The sequence below is a fragment of the Micromonospora sp. WMMD987 genome, assembly GCF_029581435.1.
Classification (GTDB): domain Bacteria; phylum Actinomycetota; class Actinomycetes; order Mycobacteriales; family Micromonosporaceae; genus Micromonospora; species Micromonospora rifamycinica.
This window is the reverse complement of the sequence record NZ_CP120861.1, coordinates 4,811,398-4,831,716: the sequence shown is the minus strand read 5'-3', so window position 1 is coordinate 4,831,716 and position 20,319 is coordinate 4,811,398. Positions and strand designations below refer to the sequence as shown.

The window sequence follows — 20,319 nt, the reverse complement described above, 5'->3', positions numbered from 1 at the left end:
TCGCCCGATGTGACCATGGCAGCACCGCGACGGCACCGGGCCGTCGGCACGCGACGGGGGTACCGGGGCCGGATGAACGAGCGCAACCTGGCGGGCCTGGCCGCCACCGTCCTGCAGCCGGGCTTCGTCGGCACCGCCCCGCCCGACTGGGTCCGCCGGTGGCTGGCCGACGGGCTTGGCGCGGTGGTGCTGTTCGCCCGCAACGTCGTCGACCCGGAGCAGGTGGCCGCGCTCACCGCCGCGCTGCGCGCCGAACGTCCCGACGTACTGGTGGCCATCGACGAGGAGGCCGGCGACGTCACCCGGATCGAGTCCGGCCGGGGCAGCTCCCGTCCCGGCAACCTCGCCCTCGGCGCGGTCGACGACCCCGCGCTCACCGAGGAGGTCGCCCGTGACCTCGGCGACGAACTCGCCGCCCTCGGCGTCACCCTGAACTACGCTCCGGACGCCGACGTCAACATCAACCCGGCCAACCCGGTGATCGGAGTACGCGCCTTCGGCGCCGACCCGCACCTGGTCGCCCGGCACACCGCCGCCTGGGTGCGCGGCCTCCAGTCCGCCGGGGTGGCCGCCTGCGCCAAGCACTTCCCCGGCCACGGCGACACCCGGGTCGACTCGCACCACGACCTGCCCCGCATCGAGGCGAGCCGGGGCCGCCTCGACAGCGGTGAACTGGTCCCCTTCCGGGCCGCCGTCGCCGCCGGGGTGCAGGCGGTGATGACCGGACACCTGCTGGTCCCGGCCCTCGACCCCGACCTGCCGGCCACCCTCAGCCGCCGGATCCTCGGCGACCTGCTCCGCGACGAGCTGGGCTTCTCCGGCGTGGTGGTCACCGACGCGGTGGAGATGCGGGCCGTCGCCGACCGGTACGGCTTCGCCGGCGCCGCCGTCCGGGCGCTCGTCGCCGGGGCGGACGCCATCTGCGTCGGTGGTGAGCGCGCCGACGAGGCCACCGCCCGCTACCTGCGCGACGCCGTCGTGGCCGCGGTGCTCTCCGGCGAGCTACCCGAGGAACGGCTCGCCGAGGCCGCGAAGCGGGTCGGTCAGCTCGCCGAGTGGAGCACCGCCGCCCGCCTCGGTCGGCCCGCCGACGCCCCGCGCCCGGTCGACGGCTCGCCGGTCGGCCTGACCGCCGCCCGGCGGGCGGTCCGGGTCAGCGGCGACCCGATCGGCCGGCTGCCGTTGACCGGTGCCGCGCACGTGGTCGAGTTCGCCCCGCCGCACAACATCGCCATCGGCGCGGAGACGCCGTGGGGCCTCGGCGTACCCCTGGCCGACCTGCTCCCCGGCACCACCACCGTGCGACTCACCGAGGCCGACCTGTCCGCCGAGCCCGTCGACCTGGCCGCCACGGCTGGCGACCCGGCCGGCGGGGCGGCCGGCCGGCCGCTGGTGCTGGTGGTACGGGACCTGCACCGGCACGGCTGGATGCGGGCCGCGGTCGACCGGGCGCTGGCCAGCCGGCCGGACGCCGTGGTCGTCGAGTTGGGGGTGCCCGAGCTGGTCACCGGCCGGCTGCACCTGGCCACCCACGGCGCGACCCGGGCCGCCACCCGCGCCGCCGCCGAACTCCTCGCCGGAATCCGCTGACCACCCGCCCCGACCACCCGCCGGACCGCCCCGACCGGAGGGCTCAGCCGACCGGCTGTTCCCGCCGGGCGGCCAGCCGGTCCAGCTCGGCCAGCAGCCGGTCCACCTCGTCGACGGTGTTGTAGTGGTAGACGCTCGCCCGTACCGCCCCACCGCTGTCCCGCAGGCCGAGCGCCTGGAAGTACTCGTAGGCGTAGTAGTCACCGCTGGACAGGCAGAGCCCGGCCGCGCCCAGCGCACCCGCCAGCCCGGCCGGCGTCCACCCGGCCAGCCGGAACGACACCGTCGGGCAGCGCCGTGCGCCGGCCGGCAGGACGGTCACCGTGGGCAGGTCGGCCAGCCCCTCGCACAGCCGGCCGAAGACCGACTCCTCGTACGCCCGGGCGGCGGTCAGCCCGGCGCGGACCCGGGCCCGCCGGTCACCGGTGGCCGTCGGGTCCAACCCGGCGAGGTGGTCGACGGCGGCGGCCACCCCGGCCAACAGGGGGAAGCTCGGGGTGCCGGCCTCGAACCGGTCGGGCACCGCGTCCGAGGAGGGGACCACCTTGGCCGGGTGCAGCGTGGCCCAGCGCTCCGGGTCGGCCACCATCGCCGCCAGGTGCGGGCCGGACCACTTGTAGGCGCTGGTGACCAGGAAGTCCGCGCCCGAGGTGGCGAGGTCGGTCGGACCGTGCGGCACCGAGTGCACCCCGTCCACACAGACCAGTGCGCCGACGGCGTGCGCGGTGGCGGCGATGGCCGCCACGTCCGGCATGGTGCCGGTGGCGTTGCTGCCGGCCGTCACCGCCACCAGCCGGGTCCGGTCACCGACCAGGGCGGCGTACTGGTCGGCGGGCAGCTCCCCGGTGGCCGGGTCGAACCCGGCCCAGCGCACGGTGGCCCCCGCCGCCTCGGCCGCCTGCACCCAGGGTCGTACGTTGGCGTCGTGGTCGAGCCGGGAGACCACCACCTCGTCACCCGGACGCCAGGTGCCGCCGAGCGTGCGGGCCAGGGTGTACGTCAGCGTCGTGGCGCTCGACCCGAGCACCACCCCGGCCGGCGCCGCGCCCAGCAGGTCGGCCACCGCGTCGCGGGCGGCCGCCACCAGCTCCAGCGAGCGTCGGCCGGGCACGGAGGCGGTGCTGCGGTTGCCGACGGCGGTCCGCATCGCGTCGGCCACCGCGTCGATCACCGCCTGCGGGGTCTGGGTGCCGCCGGCACCGTCGAAGTGGGCGAAACCCTCGGCGAGCGCGGGGTACGCGGCCCGGGTCCGGGTGATGTCGAACGGCATGGCACGGACCCTAGCCCGCCCCGACCGGCCTGCGGAGATCCACCCGGATGGCGCGGTGGGCCGCGTCTCGTACCCTTGGTGGGGTGACGAAGCGAAGCGCCACCACCCCCACCCCCCTCCGTCGGACCGCCGGCCTGCTCGCCGGCCTGGCACTCGGCGTGGCCGTGCTGGCCGGATGCAGCTCGGACGGCGCCGACACCGACTGCGGGCTGGACGCCTGCACGGTCACCTTCGACCGGGGTGTCGACGCCAGTGCCTCCATCCTGGGGGTGGAGGCGAAGTTGATCGGCGCGCAGGGTGACCAGGTGACCGTCGAGGTCGCCGGAGAGCAGCTCTCGCTCACCATCGGCCAGCAGGCGGCCGAGGTGGGCGGCTTCGCGGTGACCCTGGACAGCGTGACCGACCAGCAGGTGCAGATCCGGGTGGCGCGCAACGCGGGCGGCTGACCGCGCACAGCGGTGGCGGGGCACGTTTGAGAATCTTCGCAAGCGGAGATTGTGCCGCCATGCCACTCACCCGGAACGCCGAAGCCACCGCCGCCCGCACCGCGGACAGCCGCTGGCTGGAACTCCTCGCCCGGGCCGGTTTCATCGGCTACGGGATCGTGCACCTGCTCTTCGCCTGGGTCATCCTCCAGATCGCCTTCTCCAACTCCGGCGAGGAGGGCAACCAGAACGGCGCCCTGCGCGCCCTGGGCGCCCAGCCGATGGGCAAGTTCCTGCTGATCGCGATCGCCGTCGGCCTGATCGCGATGGCCATCTGGCAGGCGCTGGAGGCCGCCGTCGGCCACCACGCCAAGCGCGGCAAGGAACGTCTCTTCGAACGGATCGCCTCGGGCGTCCGTACCGTCGTCTTCCTCTGGCTCGCCTGGACCTCGATCCAGGTGGTCCAGGACGCCAGCTCCAACAGCGCCGACCAGCAGGAGCAGTTCAGCGAGAAGCTGATGGCCTCCAGCGGCGGTCGCTGGCTGGTCGGGCTCGCCGGCCTGGTGCTCGCCGCCGTCGGCATCGGCATGATGATCTACGGCTACAAGAAGAAGTTCGAGCGGAACCTGAAGACCAACGAGATGAACGGCAAGACCCGGCAGACGGTCCGCCGGCTCGGCATGGCCGGCTACATCGCCCGGGGCGCGGTGTTCGCGGTCGCCGGCCTGCTGATCGTGGTCGCCGCGATCAACTACGACCCGGAGAAGGCGCGTGGTCTGGACGCCGCGCTGCGTACCCTGCGCGACCAGCCGTACGGGCCGTTCATCCTGGCGCTGATGGCGCTCGGCATCGCCGCGTTCGGGGTCTACTGCTTCTTCCAGTCCCGGTTCCGCAAGATCTGAGCCTGGTCGATACCGGAAACGCCGGGCACCATTGGGCCTTTGCCCGAATGCGATCAGCCCGGCCGGAAGGAGACAACCACGTGCAGGACTACCTCGAGACGATCGCCGCCGCGGCCACCGCGGCGGCGATCGCGTTGCTGCTCGTCGAGGTGGCGCACCGGCTGATCCGGCGGCTCGGCCGCCGGTCCCACCTGATGACCGAACTGACCGAACACGTCCACCGGCCGTTGCAGGTCGCCGGCACGGTGGTGGCCGTGCAGTTCGCGGTGCGGTGGACCACCGGCTACGCCGTCGGCACCGGGTGGCGGCAGGCGGTGCTGCACATCCTGGTGCTCGGCGTGGTCGCCGCGGTGGCCTGGCTGGTGGCCGCGCTGCTGGTGGTGGCGGAGGACACCGCGCTGGCCCGGTTCCTGCGGGTGGACGTGCCGAACAACCGGCACGCCCGGCGGGTACGCACCCAGGTGGTGCTGCTGCGCCGGCTGACCATCGTGGTGATCGTGGTGCTCGCCGTCGGCGTGATGCTGATGACCTTCCCGGCGGTACGCGGCATCGGCGCCGGGGTGCTCACCAGCGCCGGTGTGGTCGGTGTGGTCGCCGCGCTGGCCGCGCAGAGCCTGCTCGGCAACGTCATCGCCGGCCTCCAGCTCGCCTTCAGCGACGCCGTCCGCCTCGACGACGTGGTGGTGGTCGAGGGGGAGTGGGGCCGGATCGAGGAGTTGACGCTCAGCTACGTGGTGGTCCAGATCTGGGACGACCGGCGGCTGATCCTGCCCACCTCGTACTTCACCAGCACCCCGTTCCAGAACTGGACCCGGACCGAGGCGGCGGTGCTCGGCACGGCCGAGTTCGAGCTCGACTGGTCGATCCCGGTGCAGTCGATGCGGGAGGAGCTGCGCCGGCTGGTCGAGGGCACCGAGCTGTGGGACGGCCGGGTCTGCGTGCTCCAGGTCACCAATGCCACCGGCGGCGCGATCACGGTGCGCGCCCTGGTCAGCGCCGCCGACGCCGGCAGCCTGTGGGACCTGCGCTGCCTGGTGCGGGAGCACCTGGTCGGCTGGGTCCGCGACCAGCGGCCCACCGCGCTGCCCCGGACCCGGACCGAGTTGGGCGACTCCTCCGGCAGCCTGCCCTGGCAGTGGGCGCAGCCGCGCCGGCCGGCCCGCCGCCGGTCCGACGGCGACGTGCCCGACGACGCCCGGGTCTTCGGTGGCAGTCACGACGGCGACGCCCGCAGCGAGGCCTTCGTCGGCCCGGACACCGAGGTCCGGGGTGACCCCCTGGTCGGAGCCGAGAACGGGGCCGACGCCCGGCGCTGAGCCGGCCCGGCGGGGTCCGTCCCGCACGCTGGCGTCGTCCCGCGTCCCGCCGTCCCGCGTCCTGTCGTCCTGTCGTCCCGCACGGCCGTCGGCCTCGGGGCCGGGCCGCCTCCGGAGCCCCCGCGGTCCGCACCGCGGGGGCTCCGTCGTGCCCGCTTCCGCGTTTCGCCGGACGTTCCGGCCCCGGCTGGGGTCAGATGTGGTTGGTCACCGTGCGCAGGATTGACGGACGGCGGCTCCGGGCATACAGCGCGGTGATGACGAAAGGAGGACAGCATGGCTGACGTCGCGAACCACCGCACGTCCCGGACCGGGAGCGAGCCGTCCACCGCCGAGTTGGTGCAGCGGGCCACCGAACAGGTCTCCCGCCTGATCCGGGACGAGCTGGCCCTGGCCAGGGTGGAACTGACCCAGAAGGGCAAGCACGCCGGGATCGGGATCGGTCTGTTCGGCGGGGGCGGGGCGCTGGCCCTGTACGGGCTCGGTGCGTTGGTCACCGCCGCGATCCTGCTGCTGGCCCTGGTGTTGCCCGCCTGGGCGGCGGCGCTGATCGTGGCGGTGGTGCTCTTCCTCGCCGCCGGGGTGCTCGCCCTGATCGGGAAGAAGCAGGTCAGCCATGCGGTTCCCCCGGTGCCGGAGGCGACGGTCCGCAGCGTCCGCGCGGACGTGGACACCGTCGCCACCGCGGTGAAGGACAGGGGACGGGCATGACGGGCACGACAGGCAGCAACGGTAACGGCAGCGGTGACACCGAGGCGCTGCGCGAGGAGATCCGGCGGACCCGGTCCGAGCTGGGCGAGACCATGGAACTGCTGGCCGCCAAGGCCGACGTCAAGGCCCGGCTGAAGGACTCCGCCGAGCAGGCGAGGGAGCGGGTGCGCGAGCAGGCCGCCCTGACCGTGGCCCGGGTACGCAGCCAGGCGGCGCAGGGCGCCGACGTCGCACGGGCGCAGGCGTACGACACGGGGGTCGCGGTCCGGAGCAACCCGGTGCCGTGGGCGACGGTGGCGGCCGGCGCGCTGGCCGTGGTGGTGGTGCTGTTGATCGTTCGGGGGAGGCGCAGGTGAGCAAGGGGATCGGCAGGACCGCGTACAAGCCGGTCGGGGTGCTGCTGGGGCTGGCCGCGGGCACGCTCGCGGGGGCGATCTTCCGGCAGGTCTGGAAGGCGACCGCCGGCGACGGTGAAGCGCCCAACCCCACCGACGAGGACCGCCGTTGGGGCGAGATTCTCGCGGCGGCGGCGTTGCAGGGGGCGATTTTCTCGGTCGTCCGCGCCGCGGTGGACCGGGGTGGCGCGGTCGGCGTACGGCGGCTGACCGGGCGCTGGCCCGACTGACCGTTACCGGCACGGCACCCCCGGCGACCAGCCACGACCGGGTGCCGACCGGCGACGACGGCGGCCACGGCCCCCCGTCCGTACCGACGGACGGGGGGCCTTCTGCACAGTGGTGGCGATCCGGCCAGTGATCGTCGGGCATCCGTCAGGTCACATGTCGGAGAATTTCGTCGATTAGGCTGTGCAGAGTTTTTGGGTACGTGGTTTGCTGATCCCGCTGTTGCGAGACGGCGTTGGTGGCGAGCAGTCTCCCGCTCCGGGGGCCGCCCGTGACCATCGCTGCTCGAAACGGCCAATCGGCCGCACGGCGTGCTCGGCCGCCAGTTTTAGAAGGAGATACACATGGCGCAGGGAACCGTGAAGTGGTTCAACGCTGACAAGGGCTTCGGCTTCATCACCGTCGACGGCGGGGGTGCTGACGTGTTCGTCCACTTCTCGGCCATCCAGTCCAGCGGCTACCGCTCGCTGGAGGAGAACCAGCGGGTGGAGTTCGAGATCGCCCAGGGTCAGAAGGGTCCGCAGGCCGAGCAGGTCCGCCCCCTCTGAGTGAGCCGGTCGGCGCTGCCGGCCCGGGTGATCCGGCCAGCCGGATCGACGAGAAGCCCCGTGTCCCTCACCGGACGCGGGGCTTTCCGCATCGGTCGTCGTCCCCGGTCAGGGCAGGCGACGGGAGCGCAGGCCGCGCCAGAGCAGCACCAGCCCGGCCAGCACCACCAGCGGCCCCACGACGGCCCAGAGCCGTTCGTCGGTCATCACGCTGCCGCCGACGTAGCCGAGGCCCTGCACCGTCCAGACGGCGCCGACCACCACGGCCAGCAGGCCCAGGGTGAGGGTGAGCCAACCTCTCACCGGTCCTCCCTCCGCGGGCCGGTCGATCCGGCCCGTTCACCAGGATGCCGGCCGGCCCGCGCCGGGGCGACGACCCGACCGGCGTGGCTCACCACCGGTCGTGCACCCGGGGCCGGACCAGCTCGTCGTAGACCGACCGGACGGTGTCCAGCTCGGCCGTCGTCAGCGCCGGGGAGCCGGCCGCGGCGGCGTTGCCCCGGGCCTGCTCCGGGTTGCGGGCACCGGGGATGACCACGGTGACACCGGGCTGGTCGATGATCCACCGCAGGGCGAACTGGGCCATCGTGCGCCCGTCGCCGACCAGCGGGGCGAGTCGACGTACCACGGTCAGCCCGAGGTCGTAGTCGACGCCGGAGAAGGTCTCGCCGACGTCGAAGCTCTCCCCGTGCCGGTTGTAGGTGCGGTGGTCGTCGGCGGCGAAGGTGGTGTGCTCGTCGTACCGGCCGGAGAGCAGCCCGCTGGCCAGCGGCACCCGGGCGATGATCCCGACCCCGGCCGCGGCGGCGGCCGGCAGCACCTCGTCGAGCGGCTTGAGCCGGACCGCGTTCAGGATGATCTGCACGCTGGCCACGCCCGGCCGGGCGATCGCGGTGAGCGCCTGGTCGCAGGTCTCCACGCTCACGCCGTAGCCGGCGATCCGCTTCTCGGCGACCAGGGTGTCGAGGCCGTCGAAGACCCGGTCGTCGGCGAAGACCTCGGTCGGCGGGCAGTGCAGCTGCACCAGGTCGAGGGTGTCCACGCCGAGGTTGGCCCGGGACCGGTCGGTCCAGGCCCGGAAGTTGTCCAGGGTGTACGCCTGCGGCGTCTGTGGCACCCGGCGGCCCATCTTGGTGGCGACGGTGAGCCCGTGCCCGGGGTTGTCCCGCAGGAACCGCCCGATCAGCTGCTCGCTGCGGCCGTCGCCGTAGACGTCGGCGGTGTCGAGGAAGGTGACGCCGTCCTCCACGGCGGCGTCGAGGACGGCCAGGGCGTCGTCCTCGCTGACCTGACCCCAGTCCGCGCCGAGCTGCCAGGCCCCGAGACCGACCACACCCACCTGCCGGCCGAGCCGGTCGAAGCTGCGTTGTTCCATGTCGTCGAGCCTAGTGACCTGGTTGTCGGGCCGCAGCGCGGGCCGTATGGTCTCACCAAACCGTACGTACGTCTTGGGAGTCGCGCATGTGGGATCCGGCCAGTTACCTCCGCTACGACGACGAGCGGTCCCGCCCCTTCCACGACCTGCTCGCCCGGGTCGACGCCGACCGGCCCCGCGCGGTGGTCGACCTCGGCTGCGGGCCGGGCACCCTGACCGCCACCCTCGCCCGGCGCTGGCCGACCGCCCGGACCACCGGGATCGACTCCTCTCCGGAGATGATCGACCGGGCGCGGGCGCTCGACACCCCGGTCGACTTCACCCTCGGTGACGTCGCCGCCTGGCACCCCGCCGGTGACGTGGACGTGCTGGTCGCCAACGCGGTGCTCCAGTGGGTGCCCGACCACCCGAACCTGCTGCGCCGCTGGGCCGGCGAACTGCCGGCCGGCGGGTGGCTGGCGTTCCAGGTGCCCGGCAACTTCGACGCGCCCGCCCACCGGGCGCTGCGGGCGGTCGCCGCCGGCCCCCGTTGGGCGGACACCGTCCGGCCGTTGCTGCGCGAGGCCCCGGTCGACGACCCGGTCGGGTACGCCACGTCGCTGGCCGCCGCCGGCTGCGCCGTGGACGCCTGGGAGACCACCTACCTGCACCGGCTGCCCGCCGCCGCCGAACACCCCGTGCTGAGCTGGCTGGACGGCACCGCCCTGCGGCCCGTCCGGGCGGTGCTGGACGACACCGGCTACGCCGACTTCCGCGCCGCGCTGGGCACCCGGCTGGCCCGCGCGTACCCGGTACGGCATGGTCAGGTGTACTTCCCGTTCCGTCGGATCTTCGTGGTCGCCCGTACGGGTGCCCGTGCAGAGGAGAAGCAGTGACCGACCTGTCCGCCTTCATCGCCGAACTGCCCAAGGTGGAGCTGCACGTGCACCACGTGGGCTCCGCGTCCCCCCGGATCGTCGCCGAGCTGGCCGCCCGGCACGAGGGACGCAGCCCCGTGCCGGCGGACCCGGAGGCGCTCGCCGACTACTTCGCGTTCCGCGACTTCGCCCACTTCATCGAGGTCTACCTCAGCGTCGTGGACCTGGTCCGCGACCCCGACGACGTCTGGCTGCTCACCCACGAGGTGGCCCGGGAGCTGGCCCGCCAGCAGGTGCGGTACGCCGAGCTGACCGTCACCCCCTACTCGCACGTGCGCCGGGGCATCCCCGCCCCGGCGTTCTGCGAGGCCATCGAGGACGCCCGCCGACGGGCCGAGGCCGACTTCGGCATCGCGCTGCGCTGGTGCTTCGACATCCCCGGCGAGGCCGGTCTGCCGGCCGCCGAGGAGACCCTGCGGATCAGCCTCGACGAGCGCCCCGACGGGCTGGTCGCCTTCGGCCTCGGTGGCCCCGAGATCGGGGTGCCCCGGCCGCAGTTCAAGCCGTACTTCGACCGGGCGCGGGCCGCCGGGCTGCGGTCCGTGCCGCACGCCGGGGAGACCACCGGCCCGCAGACCGTCTGGGACGCCCTGCGCGAGCTGGGCGCCGAGCGGATCGGCCACGGCATCTCCGCCGCGCAGGACCCGGAACTGCTCGCCCACCTGGCCGAGCGGCGCATCCCGTTGGAGGTCTGCCCGACCTCCAACGTGCGGACCCGGGCGGTCGCCCGGATCGAGGAGCACCCGCTGCGGCACCTGGTCGACGCGGGTGTCCGGGTGACGATCAACTCCGACGACCCGCCGATGTTCGGCACCACCCTCAACGACGAGTACGCGGTCGCCGCCCGGCTGCTCGACGCCGGTCCCGACCAGCTCGCGGCACTGGCCCGGGAGGCGGTCTCCGCCTCGTTCCTCGACCCCGCGGGGCAGGCCCGGATCATCGCCGAGATCGACGCCTTCGTGGCGGGCCGCTGAACCACGGGAGAGGTGGTACGCGCGGCGGGGACTGGTGTGGGGGACCGTGCCCCCGCCGCGCGTACTGATCCACCGGCCGGTGGGTGTCAGGGGCGACAGGCCGGTGGACTGATGGGTTCGGTCACCATCCTGACAGTCCGCGCGCCCCGCGTCGCCGTCGTTAATCCGGATCTAAGGAAACCTTGTACCGCAGCACAGTCAGGGCCGACGGTCAGCCGTCGGTGGGGCGCTGCCGGGGCCACCGGCGGCCCCCACCCTTCTGCTCCCGCGCCTCCCGCGCCATCCGGCCCACCAGCCCGAACCGGTTGACCTGCCGGGGAGTCGCCTGCGGATCGGCGAGCAGCATCACCACGCTCGCCCCGCCCAGCCGTGCCCGGTCCAGGCTCACCGAGCCGTTGGCCTGCAACGCCACCCGCCGGGCGATGTCCAGCCCCAACCCGGTCGAGCCCTGGTCGCTGCTGCCGCGCCGCAACGCCCGGTCCGGATTCGCGATGCCCGGCCCGGCGTCGTCGATCCGGATCGCCACGTACCCGTCCCGACGGGAGACGGCCACCTCGAACGCGGTGCCCTGCGGGGTGTAACGGAAGACGTTGCCGATCACCGCGTCCAGGGCGGCGGCCAGCTCGGCCCGGGGCACCGGCACCGGAATCCGCAACTGCGCGCCGCTGACCCGGTGCGGGCGGTTCTGGTCGCCGGCCAGCGCGGCCCAGAACACCATCCGGTCCCGGACCACCTCGCTGACGTCGCACTCGGCCGGCCCGGCCTCGTGCGCCACCGCCTTGCGGGTCGTCTTGATCAGCACGTCGATCTCGCCCTCCAGGGTGACGATCGCCTGCCGGATGCGCCGGATCGTCCGCCGCCGGTCCAGCTCCGCCGGGCTGAACGAGCCGACGCTGGTGTCGTCGGAGTCGAGCCCCTCGGCGTCCAACCGCAGCACCGTCAACGGGGTACGCAGCCGATGGGACAGGTCCGCCACCAGCTCCCGCTCGTCGGTGCGGGCGGCGACCAGCCGGTCGGCCATCCGGTTGAACGCGTAGCCGGCCTCGGCCAGCTCACGCGGACCGCTCGGGTCGACCCGTACCCCCAGGTCGCCGTCGCCGACGGCGAGCGCGGCCCGGACCAGGCCCCGGGTGGCGTCGACCGCCCGGGCGGCGAACCGGTCCACCACGACCACCGCCGCGCCGACCAGCGTCACGGCCACCCCGGCGAGCAGCAGCCAGGTGTCGCCCGCGCCCTCGTCGAGGACGTCGGCGGGCACGAAGACCTCGACCACGGCGACCGTGCCGTCGAGCACCACCGGGTCGAGCCGTACCAGCCCGCCGTCGACGTCGACGACCCGCGACCGTTCCTCGGCCCGCGCCCGCTCCAGGTCGGCGGCCGGGGCCCGACCGGCGGGCTGCTCCCCGGCCAGGCCGTGCACCACGGGCCGGGTCGCCGGATCGTCCCCGGTGGCCTCGACCGCGCGGCGGACCGCGGCCGGCTCGGTGCTGACGGCGAGCGCGCCGGTGACCATCGCCCCACGCCGTGCCGCGTCGGCCAACGCCTCGCTGCGCACCTCACCGCGCAGGCCCAGCCCGAGCGGCACCAGGAAGGCCAGCGCGACCAGCGCGCACATGCCGGCCGTCAGGGCGGCCAGCGTCGGCCTCAGTCGGGGGCCACCAGCCGGAACCCCACCCCCCGCACGGTGCGCAGGTAGCGCGGCTTCGCCGCGGACTCGCCCATCTTTCGCCGTAGCCAGTACAGGTGGACGTCGATGGTCTGGTCCTCGCCGACCGACGGCTGGCGCCATACCTCCTCCAAGAGCTCCCGCCGGGACACCACCCGGCCAGGTCGTGCGGCCAGGTACGCCAGCAGGTCGAATTCCTTGCGGGTGAGCGCCATCGGCTCCCCGTCGAGCACCGCGCTGCGTTCGCCCACGTCGACCCGCAGGCCGCCGACGGTGTGCACCGCCGGGGCCACGGTGCGGCTCGCCCGGCCGACCCGGCGCAGCACGGTGGTGATCCGGGCGTCCAGGTGCGCGCCGGTGAACGGCTTGACCATGTAGTCGTCGGCGCCGGCCCGCAACAGCCGGACCACCGACTGCTCGTCGTCGCGGGCGGTGGCGATGATGATCGGCACGTCGGTGATGCCGCGCAGCATCCGGAGCGCGTCCGAGCCGTCCAGGTCGGGCAGGCCCAGGTCGAGCACGACCAGATCGGGGGTCTCGGCGGCGACCCGGCGCAGCGCGTCCAGGGCTGTGCCGACCGCGTGCACCGCGTGCCCCCGTTCGCTGAGCGAGCGCAGCATCGCGCCCCGGACGACGTGGTCGTCTTCGACCAGGAGCACGGTGGCCACGTCAGCACCGTACTGCCCGTGGCAAGTCGGGCGCGTTGCGACGGACCCGCGAACCGGGCAAAATGGTACGACGATGTCGTTCACCCTCTTTCCCGACGCGCGGCTGGCGCTGGCCCGGGACAGCCTGGCCGGGCTGTCCGTCGGCGACGCCCTCGGTTCCCAGTTCTTCGTCCCGGGGCGGCGACCCGCCGACCTCGCGGCCGGCCGGCTGCCCCCGCCGCCCTGGCAGTGGACCGACGACACCGAGATGGCCTGCTCGGTGCTGGCCGAACTCGCCACCCACGGGGACATCGACCCCGACCGGCTGGCCCTGGCCTTCGCCACCCGGGCCGAGCCCTACCGGGGCTACGGACCGGGTGCGGTGACGATCCTGCGGTTGATCCGCACCGGCACCCCGTGGCCGGTGGCCGCCGCGTCGGCCTTCGACGGCCAGGGCTCCTGCGGCAACGGCGCCGCCATGCGGATCGCCCCGCTCGGCGCCTGGTACGCCGACTCGACCGCCCGCGCGGCCACCCGGGCGCGCGCCTGCGCCGAGGTCACCCACGCCCACCCGGAGGGGATCGCGGGCGCGGTCGCGGTGGCCGTCGCCGCCTCGCTCGCCGCCCGGAGCCGGCTGGAGGGGGAGCACCGTCCCGACCCGACCCGGCTGCTCGCCACCGTCGCCGGGGCGGTCGACCCGGCCGCCGAGGTGCACCGGCGGGTACGCGGGGCGATCGGCCTGCTCGGCCGCCCCCTCGACGAGGTCGTCGCGGCGCTGGGCAACGGATCCCGGGTGACCGCCCAGGACACCGTCGCCTTCACCCTCTGGGTGGCCGCCACCCACCTGGCCGACTACCCGGCCGCCATCCGGGCCTGCGTCGAGGCGGGCGGAGACGTCGACACCACCGCCGCGATCGTCGGTGGAATCGTCGGTGGACACACCGGGACCGGCACCCTAGGCGGGGTGCCCGACGACTGGGTGGCCGCCCGGGAGGCGCTGCCCGACTGGCTGGACTGAGGTCGCCCGGTTGAGGTCGCCCGGTCCGCGTTCAGCCCGCCGTCAGCCGCCCGGTGTGCCGCGACCGGCCGGCGCTCAGCGTGCCGTCAGCCGCCCGGCGTTCAGCGTGCCGTCAGCCGCCCGGCGTTCAGCGTGCCGCCTGGCGTTCAGCGTGCCGCGACCCGCTCGGGGGCGGTGTCGGCGGCCTCGGCCGGGGCGTGCCCGTCGAGCCGCCAGCCCCGGTCGACCGGGGCGGAGCCGGCGTCCGGCGTCGCCTCGTCGTCCCCGTCGGGCTGCGCGTCGGCGGCGGCCCGACGGCGGGAGCGGCTCGCCACCCAGCCGATCGCCGCGCCGCCACCCAACCCGACCAGCAGGCCGCCACCGAGCAGCAGATCCGCGCTGGGTCCACCGTCCCCGTCGTCGCCCGCCGGTGCGGCGGCGTCCGGGGCGGCCTGGGCGTCCGTCGCGTCGGCCGCGCCACCGTGGTGCCCACCGGTGGCGGCACCCGGGGCGGGCGGCACCAGCGTCAGCGTCGGAGCGGGGTGGCCGCCGCCGGCCGGGTCGGCCCAGCGCACCACGGTGCCGTCCGAGTACGTCTGCACCACCTCGAAGGTCATCCGGTCGAGCTGCGGCAGCGGACCCATGGCCACCGAGAGCCGGGCCGGACCGGGCACCGCCGGCCCCGCCCCCCGGGTCCAGACCACCGCCGAGGTCACCGTGCTCACCGAGGGCGCGTGGATGCCGGCCACCGGCGCGGCCAGCTCGCGGGAGGTGATCAGGGGTGCCCAGCCGTCCACCGACAGCGGGTAGACCTCGCCGACCGGGGCGTCCTCCGGTAGCCGGAACTCGATCTTCTCGGTGCGGGCGCCGGCCCGCTCCTCGGGCACCACGAACGTCAACTCCACCGCGTCGCCCTGCACCGCCTGGCTCGGGCTGGACGTCACCCCGTCCGCCAGCGCCGCGCCCGGGGCACCGAACACCCCGGCCGCCACCGCCGCCAGCACCAGTACGCTCCGACGCCGCCGGGCGTCACCACGGGTCGTCGCCATCTTCCGCCCCCATCCGTCTCGCCGTGGCCGACACCGGCTCCGGCCACACCTGGTAGTTCGGACGGCGGGCCGAAAAGGTTCAACGCGCGGGGCGCCGACGACCCGGTGGGGGCATCCTTTCCCGGCGACCGGGCGGAACCGGGGGACCGATAGCATCGAAGGGGCCGGCACGCCCGGCCCATCCGTGCCGTCTGCCGTTGAGGAGTCACCGTGTCCGCACCCCGTACCCCCGTCGTGGCCGACCCCGTCGTCGTGGCCGCCGGGACGACGGCGGCCGACGCGGTGGCCGCGGCCGGGCTGCCCGCCGCCGGCCCGAAGGCGGTCGTGGTGGTCCGCGACCCGCAGGGCCAGCTCCGTGACCTGGACTGGACCCCCGCCGAAGAGACCGTCGTCGAGCCGGTCAGCCTCGACTCGCCGGACGGGCTCGACGTGCTGCGGCACTCCACCGCGCACGTGCTCGCCCAGGCCGTGCAGGACGTCTTCCCCGAGGCCAAGCTCGGCATCGGCCCGCCGATCGAGAACGGCTTCTACTACGACTTCGCCGTCGACAAGCCGTTCCAGCCCGACGACCTGGCCAAGCTGGAAAAGCGGATGCAGGAGATCGTCAAGTCGGGCCAGCGGTTCCGTCGTCGCCGCTTCGCCAGCCTGGACGAGGCGAAGGCCGAGCTGGCCGCCGAGCCGTTCAAGCTCGAACTGATCGACGTCAAGGGCGAGGGGCTGGACACCAGCGAGGTGATGGAGGTGGGCGGCGGCGAGCTGACCATCTACGACAACCTCGCCGCCGGCGAGGACAAGGTCTGCTGGTCGGACCTGTGCCGGGGTCCGCACCTGCCGAACACCCGGCTGATCGGCGCGTTCAAGCTGATGCGCTCGGCCGCCGCCTACTGGCGGGGGTCGGAGAAGAACCCCCAGCTCCAGCGGGTCTACGGCACCGCCTGGCCGACCCGTGACGAGCTGAAGGCGTACCTGAGGCTGCTGGAGGAGGCCGCCCGGCGCGACCACCGCAAGCTCGGTGTCGACCTCGACCTGTTCAGCTTCCCCGACGAGCTGGGCTCCGGCCTGGCGGTCTTCCACCCCAAGGGCGGCATCATCCGCCGGGAGATGGAGAACTACTCCCGGATCAAGCACGAGCAGGCCGGGTACGCGTTCGTCAACACCCCGCACATCACCAAGGGCCACCTGTACGAGGTCTCCGGGCACCTCGACTGGTACGCCGACGGGATGTTCCCCCCCATGGAGGTGGAGGGGGCGAACTACTACCTCAAGCCGATGAACTGCCCGATGCACGACCTGATCTTCCGGTCCCGGGGCCGCTCCTACCGGGAGCTGCCGCTGCGGATGTTCGAGTTCGGCACGGTCTACCGGTACGAGAAGTCGGGCGTGGTGCACGGGCTGACCCGGGTCCGGGGCATGACCCAGGACGACGCGCACATCTTCTGCACCGAGGAGCAGATGGCCGGCGAGCTGAAGTCGCTGCTCGCCTTCGTCCTGGAGCTGCTGCGCGACTACGGCCTAGACGACTTCTACCTGGAGCTGTCCACCCGCAACCCCGACAAGTCGGTCGGCACCGACGAGAACTGGGAGCGGGCCACCGAGGCGCTGCGCTCGGCCGCGCAGGAGTCGGGCCTGACCCTGGTGCCCGACCCGGGTGGCGCGGCGTTCTACGGGCCGAAGATCTCCGTACAGGCCAAGGACGCCATCGGCCGGACCTGGCAGATGTCCACCATCCAGGTCGACTTCAACCTGCCCGAGCGGTTCGGCCTGGAGTACCAGGCGGCCGACGGCAGCCGGCAGCGGCCGGTGATGATCCACCGGGCGCTGTTCGGCTCGATCGAGCGGTTCTTCGGGGTGCTCACCGAGCACTACGCCGGGGCCTTCCCGGCCTGGCTGGCCCCGGTGCAGGTGGTCGGCATCCCGATCCGCGAGGACCACACCGACTACCTGCACGGCTTCGTCGCCGCGCTGCGCGCCGAGGGTATCCGGGCGCAGGTCGACGCCGGTGACGACCGGATGCAGAAGAAGATCCGCACCGCCCAGCAGCAGAAGATCCCGTTCATGGTGATCGCCGGGGACGACGACGTGGCCGCCGGCACCGTCTCGTTCCGCTACCGCGACGGCTCCCAGCGCAACGGGGTGCCGGTCGCCGAGGCGGTCGGCCACGTGCTCGACGTGGTGTCCTCGCGGACCAACGCCGGACCGTCGGCCGGTAGCTGACCCGGCCCGGCACCGGCCCGCCCGGCGGGCCGGTGCCCGGGTGTCGCGGGGACCGTAGGATCAATGGCGTGACTGGGGCGGAGCGGCACCTCGACGGCGACACCGACCACGGCCCGGCGGACGAGGGCCTGGCCGACGGGCTCGACCGGCTCTGGACCCCGCACCGGCTGACCTACATCTCCGGGGAGGACCGGCCCGAGGGCGGCTACGAGAAGCCCGCCGGCTGCCCGTTCTGCCTGGCCCCCGGGCTGCCGACCGACCGGAGCCTGGTGGTGGCCCGGGGCGTGCACGTCTTCGCGGTGCTCAACCTCTACCCGTACAACCCGGGGCACCTGCTGGTCTGCCCCTACCGGCACGTGGCCGACTACACCGACCTCGACCCGGCCGAGACGGTGGAGCTGGCGACGTTCACCCAGACCGCGATGCGGGTGGTCCGGCAGGTCAGCAGCGCGCACGGGTTCAACCTGGGGATGAACCAGGGCGGGGTGGCCGGCGCCGGTATCGCCGCCCACCTGCACCAGCACGTGGTGCCCCGGTGGGGCGGAGACGTCAACTTCATGCCGGTGATCGGCCGGACGAAGGTGCTGCCGCAACTGCTCTTCGACACCCGCGAACTGCTCGCCCGGGTCTGGCCGTCCTGACCGGTCGGGACGGACCTAGGATGTGATCATGGCGCTGCTGCACCGGGCGGAGATCCGCCCCGGCAAACTCGAACTCCTCGCCACCTGGCTGCCCGGCCGACCGTGGTACCCGGCACCGGTCGACGGCGAGCCGGCCCGGGTGGCCAGCTACCGGTTCGACGACCCGGCCGGGGCGGTGGGCATCGAGACGATGCTGGTCCGGGTCGGGGCCGGGCCGGTGTACCAGGTGCCGTTGACCTACCGGGACGCCCCGCTGGCCGGTGCCGACGAATGGCTGGTCGGCACCACCCGGCACTCGGTGCTCGGCCCCCGCTGGGTCTACGACGCCTGCGGTGACCCGGTCTACGCCGCCGCCCTGGCCGCCGCGATCGGGACCGGCGTCGGGCAGGCCGAGGAGTACTTCGAGGTCAACGGTGTACGGGAGGTCCGTGAGCCGTCGATGACGGTGGCCGTCCAGGGCGACGTCGCGGTCCCGGCCGTCGGCGGGGTACGCCAGGTGACCGACGGTGAGCCGACCCGGATCGTCGCCGACACCGTCGACCTGGTCGTCGCGCGCCGGCTGTCCGGCGACGGGCTGTTCGGCAAGGGGGCACCCGCCGACGGGTCCGCCGGGGCGACGCTGACCGGCGTCTGGCCCGGCCAGCCGACCCCGCTGCCGCTGGCGCGTGCCCTGCCGCGCTGACCCGCCGCACCGACCGTCGTCGTCAGGGTGCCGGGGCGACGGTCGACCGTTGCCGTGGGGTTGCCGGGGTGACCGTTGCCGTCGGGGTGCCAGGGCGACGACCGACTGTTGCCGTCGGGGCGACGGTCGACCGGTCGTCGTCGGGTTGCCGGGGCGACGGTCGACTATTGCCGTCGGGGTGCCGTGGCGACGACCGATCGTTGGTCGTCGGGTTACCGGGGCGACGGCCGATCGCCGCCGTCGGGGCGACGGCCGGCCGGCACGCCGGGGATCGCCGGCCAGCCGGCCCCGGGTAGGCCGGACGGGTCCGCCGACGGTCCACCGGGAGGCCGGACGCCGGTGCGGGCGGCGTCCGGGAGCCACGGTGGCAATGTCGCATGTGGTCGAGCGGGCACGATCCGTCAGCTTCGTCCTCCCACCCGCCCGGAAGGTGACACGATGCGGCGATGGCAGTGACGACACGGACGTTGGGTCGCAGCGGCATCGAGGTCAGCGCCCTCGGCATGGGGTGCTGGGCGATCGGTGGCCCCTGGGCCGAGGGAACCCAGCCGCTGGGCTGGGGCGCGGTCGACGACGAGGAGTCGGTACGGGCCGTCCGCCGCGCGCTCGACCTCGGGGTGACCCTCTTCGACACCGCCGACACGTACGGCGCGGGGCACAGTGAACGGATCCTCGGGCGGGCGCTGGCCGGTCGCCGGGACGAGGCGGTGATCGCCACCAAGTGGGGGTACACCTTCGACGAACGGTCCCGCCAGGCCACCGGCGAGGACGCCTCCCCGGCGTACCTGCGGCGGGCTGTGGTCGACTCGCTGCGTCGACTGGGCACCGACCGGATCGACCTCTACCAGCTGCACCTGGGTGACCTGCCGCTGCCCAGGGTGGAAGCGCTGGTCGGCGGCTGCGAGGAACTGGTCGCCGAGGGTCTGGTCCGGGCGTACGGCTGGAGCACCGACCGGGCCGACCGGGCCGCCGGTTTCGCCCAGGTCGCCCCGCACGCCACCGCGATCCAGCACAGCCTGTCCGTGCTGCGGGACGCCCCGGTGATGCTGGCCACCTGCGACAAGCACGACCTGGCCAGCGTCAACCGGGGTCCGCTCGGGATGGGGCTGCTCACCGGCAAGTACACCGCCGGCTCGACGCTGCCCCGCGACGACATCCGGGGCAGGGCGCCGGGCTGGCTGGAGTGGTTCCGCGGCGGTCGACCGGCACCGGAGTGGCTGCGCCGGGTCACCGCCGTCCGCAGTGCGCTCACCGCCGACGGACGGACCCTGGTGCAGGGCGCGCTCGGCTGGATCTGGGCACGCAGCGGCAGGACGGTGCCGATTCCCGGCTGCCGCACCGTCGTCCAGGTCGAGGAGAACGCCGCCGCGCTGCGTCTCGGCCCGCTCGCCCCGGACCACTTCGCCGAGGTGGAACGGGGACTCGCCGCACTACGGACGGCCGCGCTGCGCGACGCCGACCGGCCGCACTGGCCGCTCCCCCCCATCCCCGCCGCCCGCCCCTAACCCCCAAACCCAACCCTCCAGCCCCACACCCCGAGCCCAACCCATCCCGAGCCCCATCCCATCCCGAGCCCCATCCCATCCCGAGCCCAACCCATCCCGAGCCCAACCCATCCCGAGCCAACCCACCCCACTTTCCCGCCAGCCTCACCCCGAGCCCCAGCCTCACCCCAACCCCCGAGCCCAACCCACCCGCTTCCCCGCCGAGCCCCACCCCGCCGAGCCCCACCCCGTCGAACCCATCCCACCCCCAGGCCGCCCCTCACCCCG

Annotated in this window: 21 protein-coding genes; 15 read left to right on the top strand and 6 right to left on the bottom strand. The window is 74.2% G+C overall.

Annotated elements, in window-relative coordinates:
• Positions 1 to 72: 72 nt before the first annotated feature.
• Positions 73 to 1,590: a glycoside hydrolase family 3 protein gene (locus O7612_RS20300; RefSeq protein ID WP_282266567.1), complete on the top strand. Its 1,518-nt coding sequence runs from the start codon at positions 73 to 75 to the stop codon at positions 1,588 to 1,590.
• 43 nt (positions 1,591 to 1,633) lie between these two features.
• Here the strand turns inward: O7612_RS20300 and O7612_RS20295 are convergent, their stop codons facing one another.
• Entirely contained in the window at positions 1,634 to 2,860 is a 1,227-nt protein-coding gene (locus O7612_RS20295; RefSeq protein WP_282266565.1) for a cysteine desulfurase-like protein, read from the bottom strand.
• An 83-nt stretch (positions 2,861 to 2,943) separates the two neighbouring features.
• On the opposite strand from O7612_RS20295, the gene O7612_RS20290 reads away from it, so the two are divergent.
• The 7 genes from O7612_RS20290 (at position 2,944) to O7612_RS20260 (ending at position 7,385) form a co-directional block, all read left to right on the top strand.
• Positions 2,944 to 3,306: a hypothetical protein gene (locus tag O7612_RS20290; RefSeq protein WP_282266563.1), complete on the top strand. Its 363-nt coding sequence runs from the start codon at positions 2,944 to 2,946 to the stop codon at positions 3,304 to 3,306.
• A 59-nt stretch (positions 3,307 to 3,365) separates the two neighbouring features.
• Entirely contained in the window at positions 3,366 to 4,187 is an 822-nt protein-coding gene (locus O7612_RS20285; RefSeq protein WP_282266562.1) for a DUF1206 domain-containing protein, read from the top strand.
• Between the two features lie 80 nt (positions 4,188 to 4,267).
• Positions 4,268 to 5,503, top strand: a complete 1,236-nt coding sequence (locus O7612_RS20280) for a mechanosensitive ion channel domain-containing protein (RefSeq protein WP_282266560.1) — start codon at positions 4,268 to 4,270, stop codon at positions 5,501 to 5,503.
• Positions 5,504 to 5,779: 276 nt separating this feature from the next.
• On the top strand, positions 5,780 to 6,214 hold the full coding sequence (locus O7612_RS20275) for a phage holin family protein (protein ID WP_282266558.1): 435 nt from the start codon (positions 5,780 to 5,782) through the stop codon (positions 6,212 to 6,214).
• Positions 6,211 to 6,570 (top strand): DUF3618 domain-containing protein, encoded by a 360-nt coding sequence (locus tag O7612_RS20270; protein WP_282266556.1) that lies wholly within the window; start codon positions 6,211 to 6,213, stop codon positions 6,568 to 6,570. Before O7612_RS20275 ends, O7612_RS20270 begins: the two co-directional genes overlap by 4 nt.
• On the top strand, positions 6,567 to 6,839 hold the full coding sequence (locus O7612_RS20265; protein WP_067306992.1) for a DUF4235 domain-containing protein: 273 nt from the start codon (positions 6,567 to 6,569) through the stop codon (positions 6,837 to 6,839). Before O7612_RS20270 ends, O7612_RS20265 begins: the two co-directional genes overlap by 4 nt.
• Before the next feature lie 342 nt (positions 6,840 to 7,181).
• The gene (locus O7612_RS20260; RefSeq protein WP_067306996.1) at positions 7,182 to 7,385 is read left to right on the top strand and encodes a cold-shock protein; all 204 of its coding nucleotides are present in this window, start codon (positions 7,182 to 7,184) and stop codon (positions 7,383 to 7,385) included.
• 108 nt (positions 7,386 to 7,493) lie between these two features.
• Here the strand turns inward: O7612_RS20260 and O7612_RS20255 are convergent, their stop codons facing one another.
• Positions 7,494 to 7,688, bottom strand: coding sequence for a hypothetical protein (locus O7612_RS20255; RefSeq protein ID WP_067306999.1), 195 nt, complete (start codon positions 7,686 to 7,688; stop codon positions 7,494 to 7,496).
• An 88-nt stretch (positions 7,689 to 7,776) separates the two neighbouring features.
• Positions 7,777 to 8,760, bottom strand: coding sequence for an aldo/keto reductase (locus O7612_RS20250; protein WP_282266540.1), 984 nt, complete (start codon positions 8,758 to 8,760; stop codon positions 7,777 to 7,779).
• An 86-nt stretch (positions 8,761 to 8,846) separates the two neighbouring features.
• Between O7612_RS20250 and O7612_RS20245 the strand changes: the two genes are divergently transcribed.
• A complete protein-coding gene (locus tag O7612_RS20245) occupies positions 8,847 to 9,635 on the top strand; it encodes a trans-aconitate 2-methyltransferase (protein WP_282266539.1) in 789 nt (262 codons plus the stop codon).
• Positions 9,632 to 10,651 carry an adenosine deaminase gene (locus O7612_RS20240; protein WP_282266537.1) on the top strand — a complete coding sequence of 340 codons (1,020 nt, stop codon included), beginning with the start codon at positions 9,632 to 9,634 and terminating at the stop codon, positions 10,649 to 10,651. Before O7612_RS20245 ends, O7612_RS20240 begins: the two co-directional genes overlap by 4 nt.
• A 211-nt stretch (positions 10,652 to 10,862) precedes the next feature.
• Here O7612_RS20240 and O7612_RS20235 read toward each other — a convergent pair whose 3' ends face one another.
• Both O7612_RS20235 and O7612_RS20230 read right to left on the bottom strand, forming a co-directional pair.
• A complete protein-coding gene (locus O7612_RS20235) occupies positions 10,863 to 12,266 on the bottom strand; it encodes a HAMP domain-containing sensor histidine kinase (RefSeq protein WP_282266535.1) in 1,404 nt (467 codons plus the stop codon).
• Between the two features lie 29 nt (positions 12,267 to 12,295).
• Positions 12,296 to 12,985, bottom strand: a complete 690-nt coding sequence (locus O7612_RS20230) for a response regulator transcription factor (protein WP_067307012.1) — start codon at positions 12,983 to 12,985, stop codon at positions 12,296 to 12,298.
• Between the two features lie 73 nt (positions 12,986 to 13,058).
• On the opposite strand from O7612_RS20230, the gene O7612_RS20225 reads away from it, so the two are divergent.
• A complete protein-coding gene (locus tag O7612_RS20225; protein WP_282266530.1) occupies positions 13,059 to 13,982 on the top strand; it encodes an ADP-ribosylglycohydrolase family protein in 924 nt (307 codons plus the stop codon).
• 146 nt (positions 13,983 to 14,128) lie between these two features.
• Here the strand turns inward: O7612_RS20225 and O7612_RS20220 are convergent, their stop codons facing one another.
• Positions 14,129 to 15,010 carry a YcnI family protein gene (locus O7612_RS20220; protein ID WP_282266528.1) on the bottom strand — a complete coding sequence of 294 codons (882 nt, stop codon included), beginning with the start codon at positions 15,008 to 15,010 and terminating at the stop codon, positions 14,129 to 14,131.
• 210 nt (positions 15,011 to 15,220) lie between these two features.
• Between O7612_RS20220 and thrS the strand changes: the two genes are divergently transcribed.
• The 4 genes from thrS (at position 15,221) to O7612_RS20200 (ending at position 20,052) form a co-directional block, all read left to right on the top strand.
• Positions 15,221 to 17,224 carry a threonine--tRNA ligase gene (gene thrS / locus O7612_RS20215; RefSeq protein WP_282266527.1) on the top strand — a complete coding sequence of 668 codons (2,004 nt, stop codon included), beginning with the start codon at positions 15,221 to 15,223 and terminating at the stop codon, positions 17,222 to 17,224.
• Between the two features lie 128 nt (positions 17,225 to 17,352).
• Positions 17,353 to 17,865, top strand: coding sequence for an HIT domain-containing protein (locus O7612_RS20210; RefSeq protein ID WP_282273969.1), 513 nt, complete (start codon positions 17,353 to 17,355; stop codon positions 17,863 to 17,865).
• 28 nt (positions 17,866 to 17,893) lie between these two features.
• Positions 17,894 to 18,547 (top strand): hypothetical protein, encoded by a 654-nt coding sequence (locus O7612_RS20205; protein ID WP_282266525.1) that lies wholly within the window; start codon positions 17,894 to 17,896, stop codon positions 18,545 to 18,547.
• Between the two features lie 446 nt (positions 18,548 to 18,993).
• Positions 18,994 to 20,052 carry an aldo/keto reductase gene (locus O7612_RS20200; protein WP_282266523.1) on the top strand — a complete coding sequence of 353 codons (1,059 nt, stop codon included), beginning with the start codon at positions 18,994 to 18,996 and terminating at the stop codon, positions 20,050 to 20,052.
• Positions 20,053 to 20,319: the final 267 nt, after the last annotated feature.

Excerpts from the sequence above, each read along its gene's own strand:
- O7612_RS20300 (WP_282266567.1), top strand. The coding sequence starts at position 73 with ATGAACGAGCGCAACCTGGCGGGCCTGGCCGCCACCGTCCTGCAGCCG.
- O7612_RS20295 (WP_282266565.1), bottom strand. The coding sequence starts at position 2,860 with ATGCCGTTCGACATCACCCGGACCCGGGCCGCGTACCCCGCGCTCGCC.
- O7612_RS20285 (WP_282266562.1), top strand. The coding sequence starts at position 3,366 with ATGCCACTCACCCGGAACGCCGAAGCCACCGCCGCCCGCACCGCGGAC.
- O7612_RS20275 (WP_282266558.1), top strand. The coding sequence starts at position 5,780 with ATGGCTGACGTCGCGAACCACCGCACGTCCCGGACCGGGAGCGAGCCG.
- O7612_RS20270 (WP_282266556.1), top strand. The coding sequence starts at position 6,211 with ATGACGGGCACGACAGGCAGCAACGGTAACGGCAGCGGTGACACCGAG.
- O7612_RS20260 (WP_067306996.1), top strand. The coding sequence starts at position 7,182 with ATGGCGCAGGGAACCGTGAAGTGGTTCAACGCTGACAAGGGCTTCGGC.
- O7612_RS20250 (WP_282266540.1), bottom strand. The coding sequence starts at position 8,760 with ATGGAACAACGCAGCTTCGACCGGCTCGGCCGGCAGGTGGGTGTGGTC.
- O7612_RS20245 (WP_282266539.1), top strand. The coding sequence starts at position 8,847 with ATGTGGGATCCGGCCAGTTACCTCCGCTACGACGACGAGCGGTCCCGC.
- O7612_RS20235 (WP_282266535.1), bottom strand. The coding sequence starts at position 12,266 with ATGTGCGCGCTGGTCGCGCTGGCCTTCCTGGTGCCGCTCGGGCTGGGC.
- O7612_RS20225 (WP_282266530.1), top strand. The coding sequence starts at position 13,059 with ATGTCGTTCACCCTCTTTCCCGACGCGCGGCTGGCGCTGGCCCGGGAC.
- O7612_RS20220 (WP_282266528.1), bottom strand. The coding sequence starts at position 15,010 with ATGGCGACGACCCGTGGTGACGCCCGGCGGCGTCGGAGCGTACTGGTG.
- O7612_RS20205 (WP_282266525.1), top strand. The coding sequence starts at position 17,894 with ATGGCGCTGCTGCACCGGGCGGAGATCCGCCCCGGCAAACTCGAACTC.
- O7612_RS20200 (WP_282266523.1), top strand. The coding sequence starts at position 18,994 with ATGGCAGTGACGACACGGACGTTGGGTCGCAGCGGCATCGAGGTCAGC.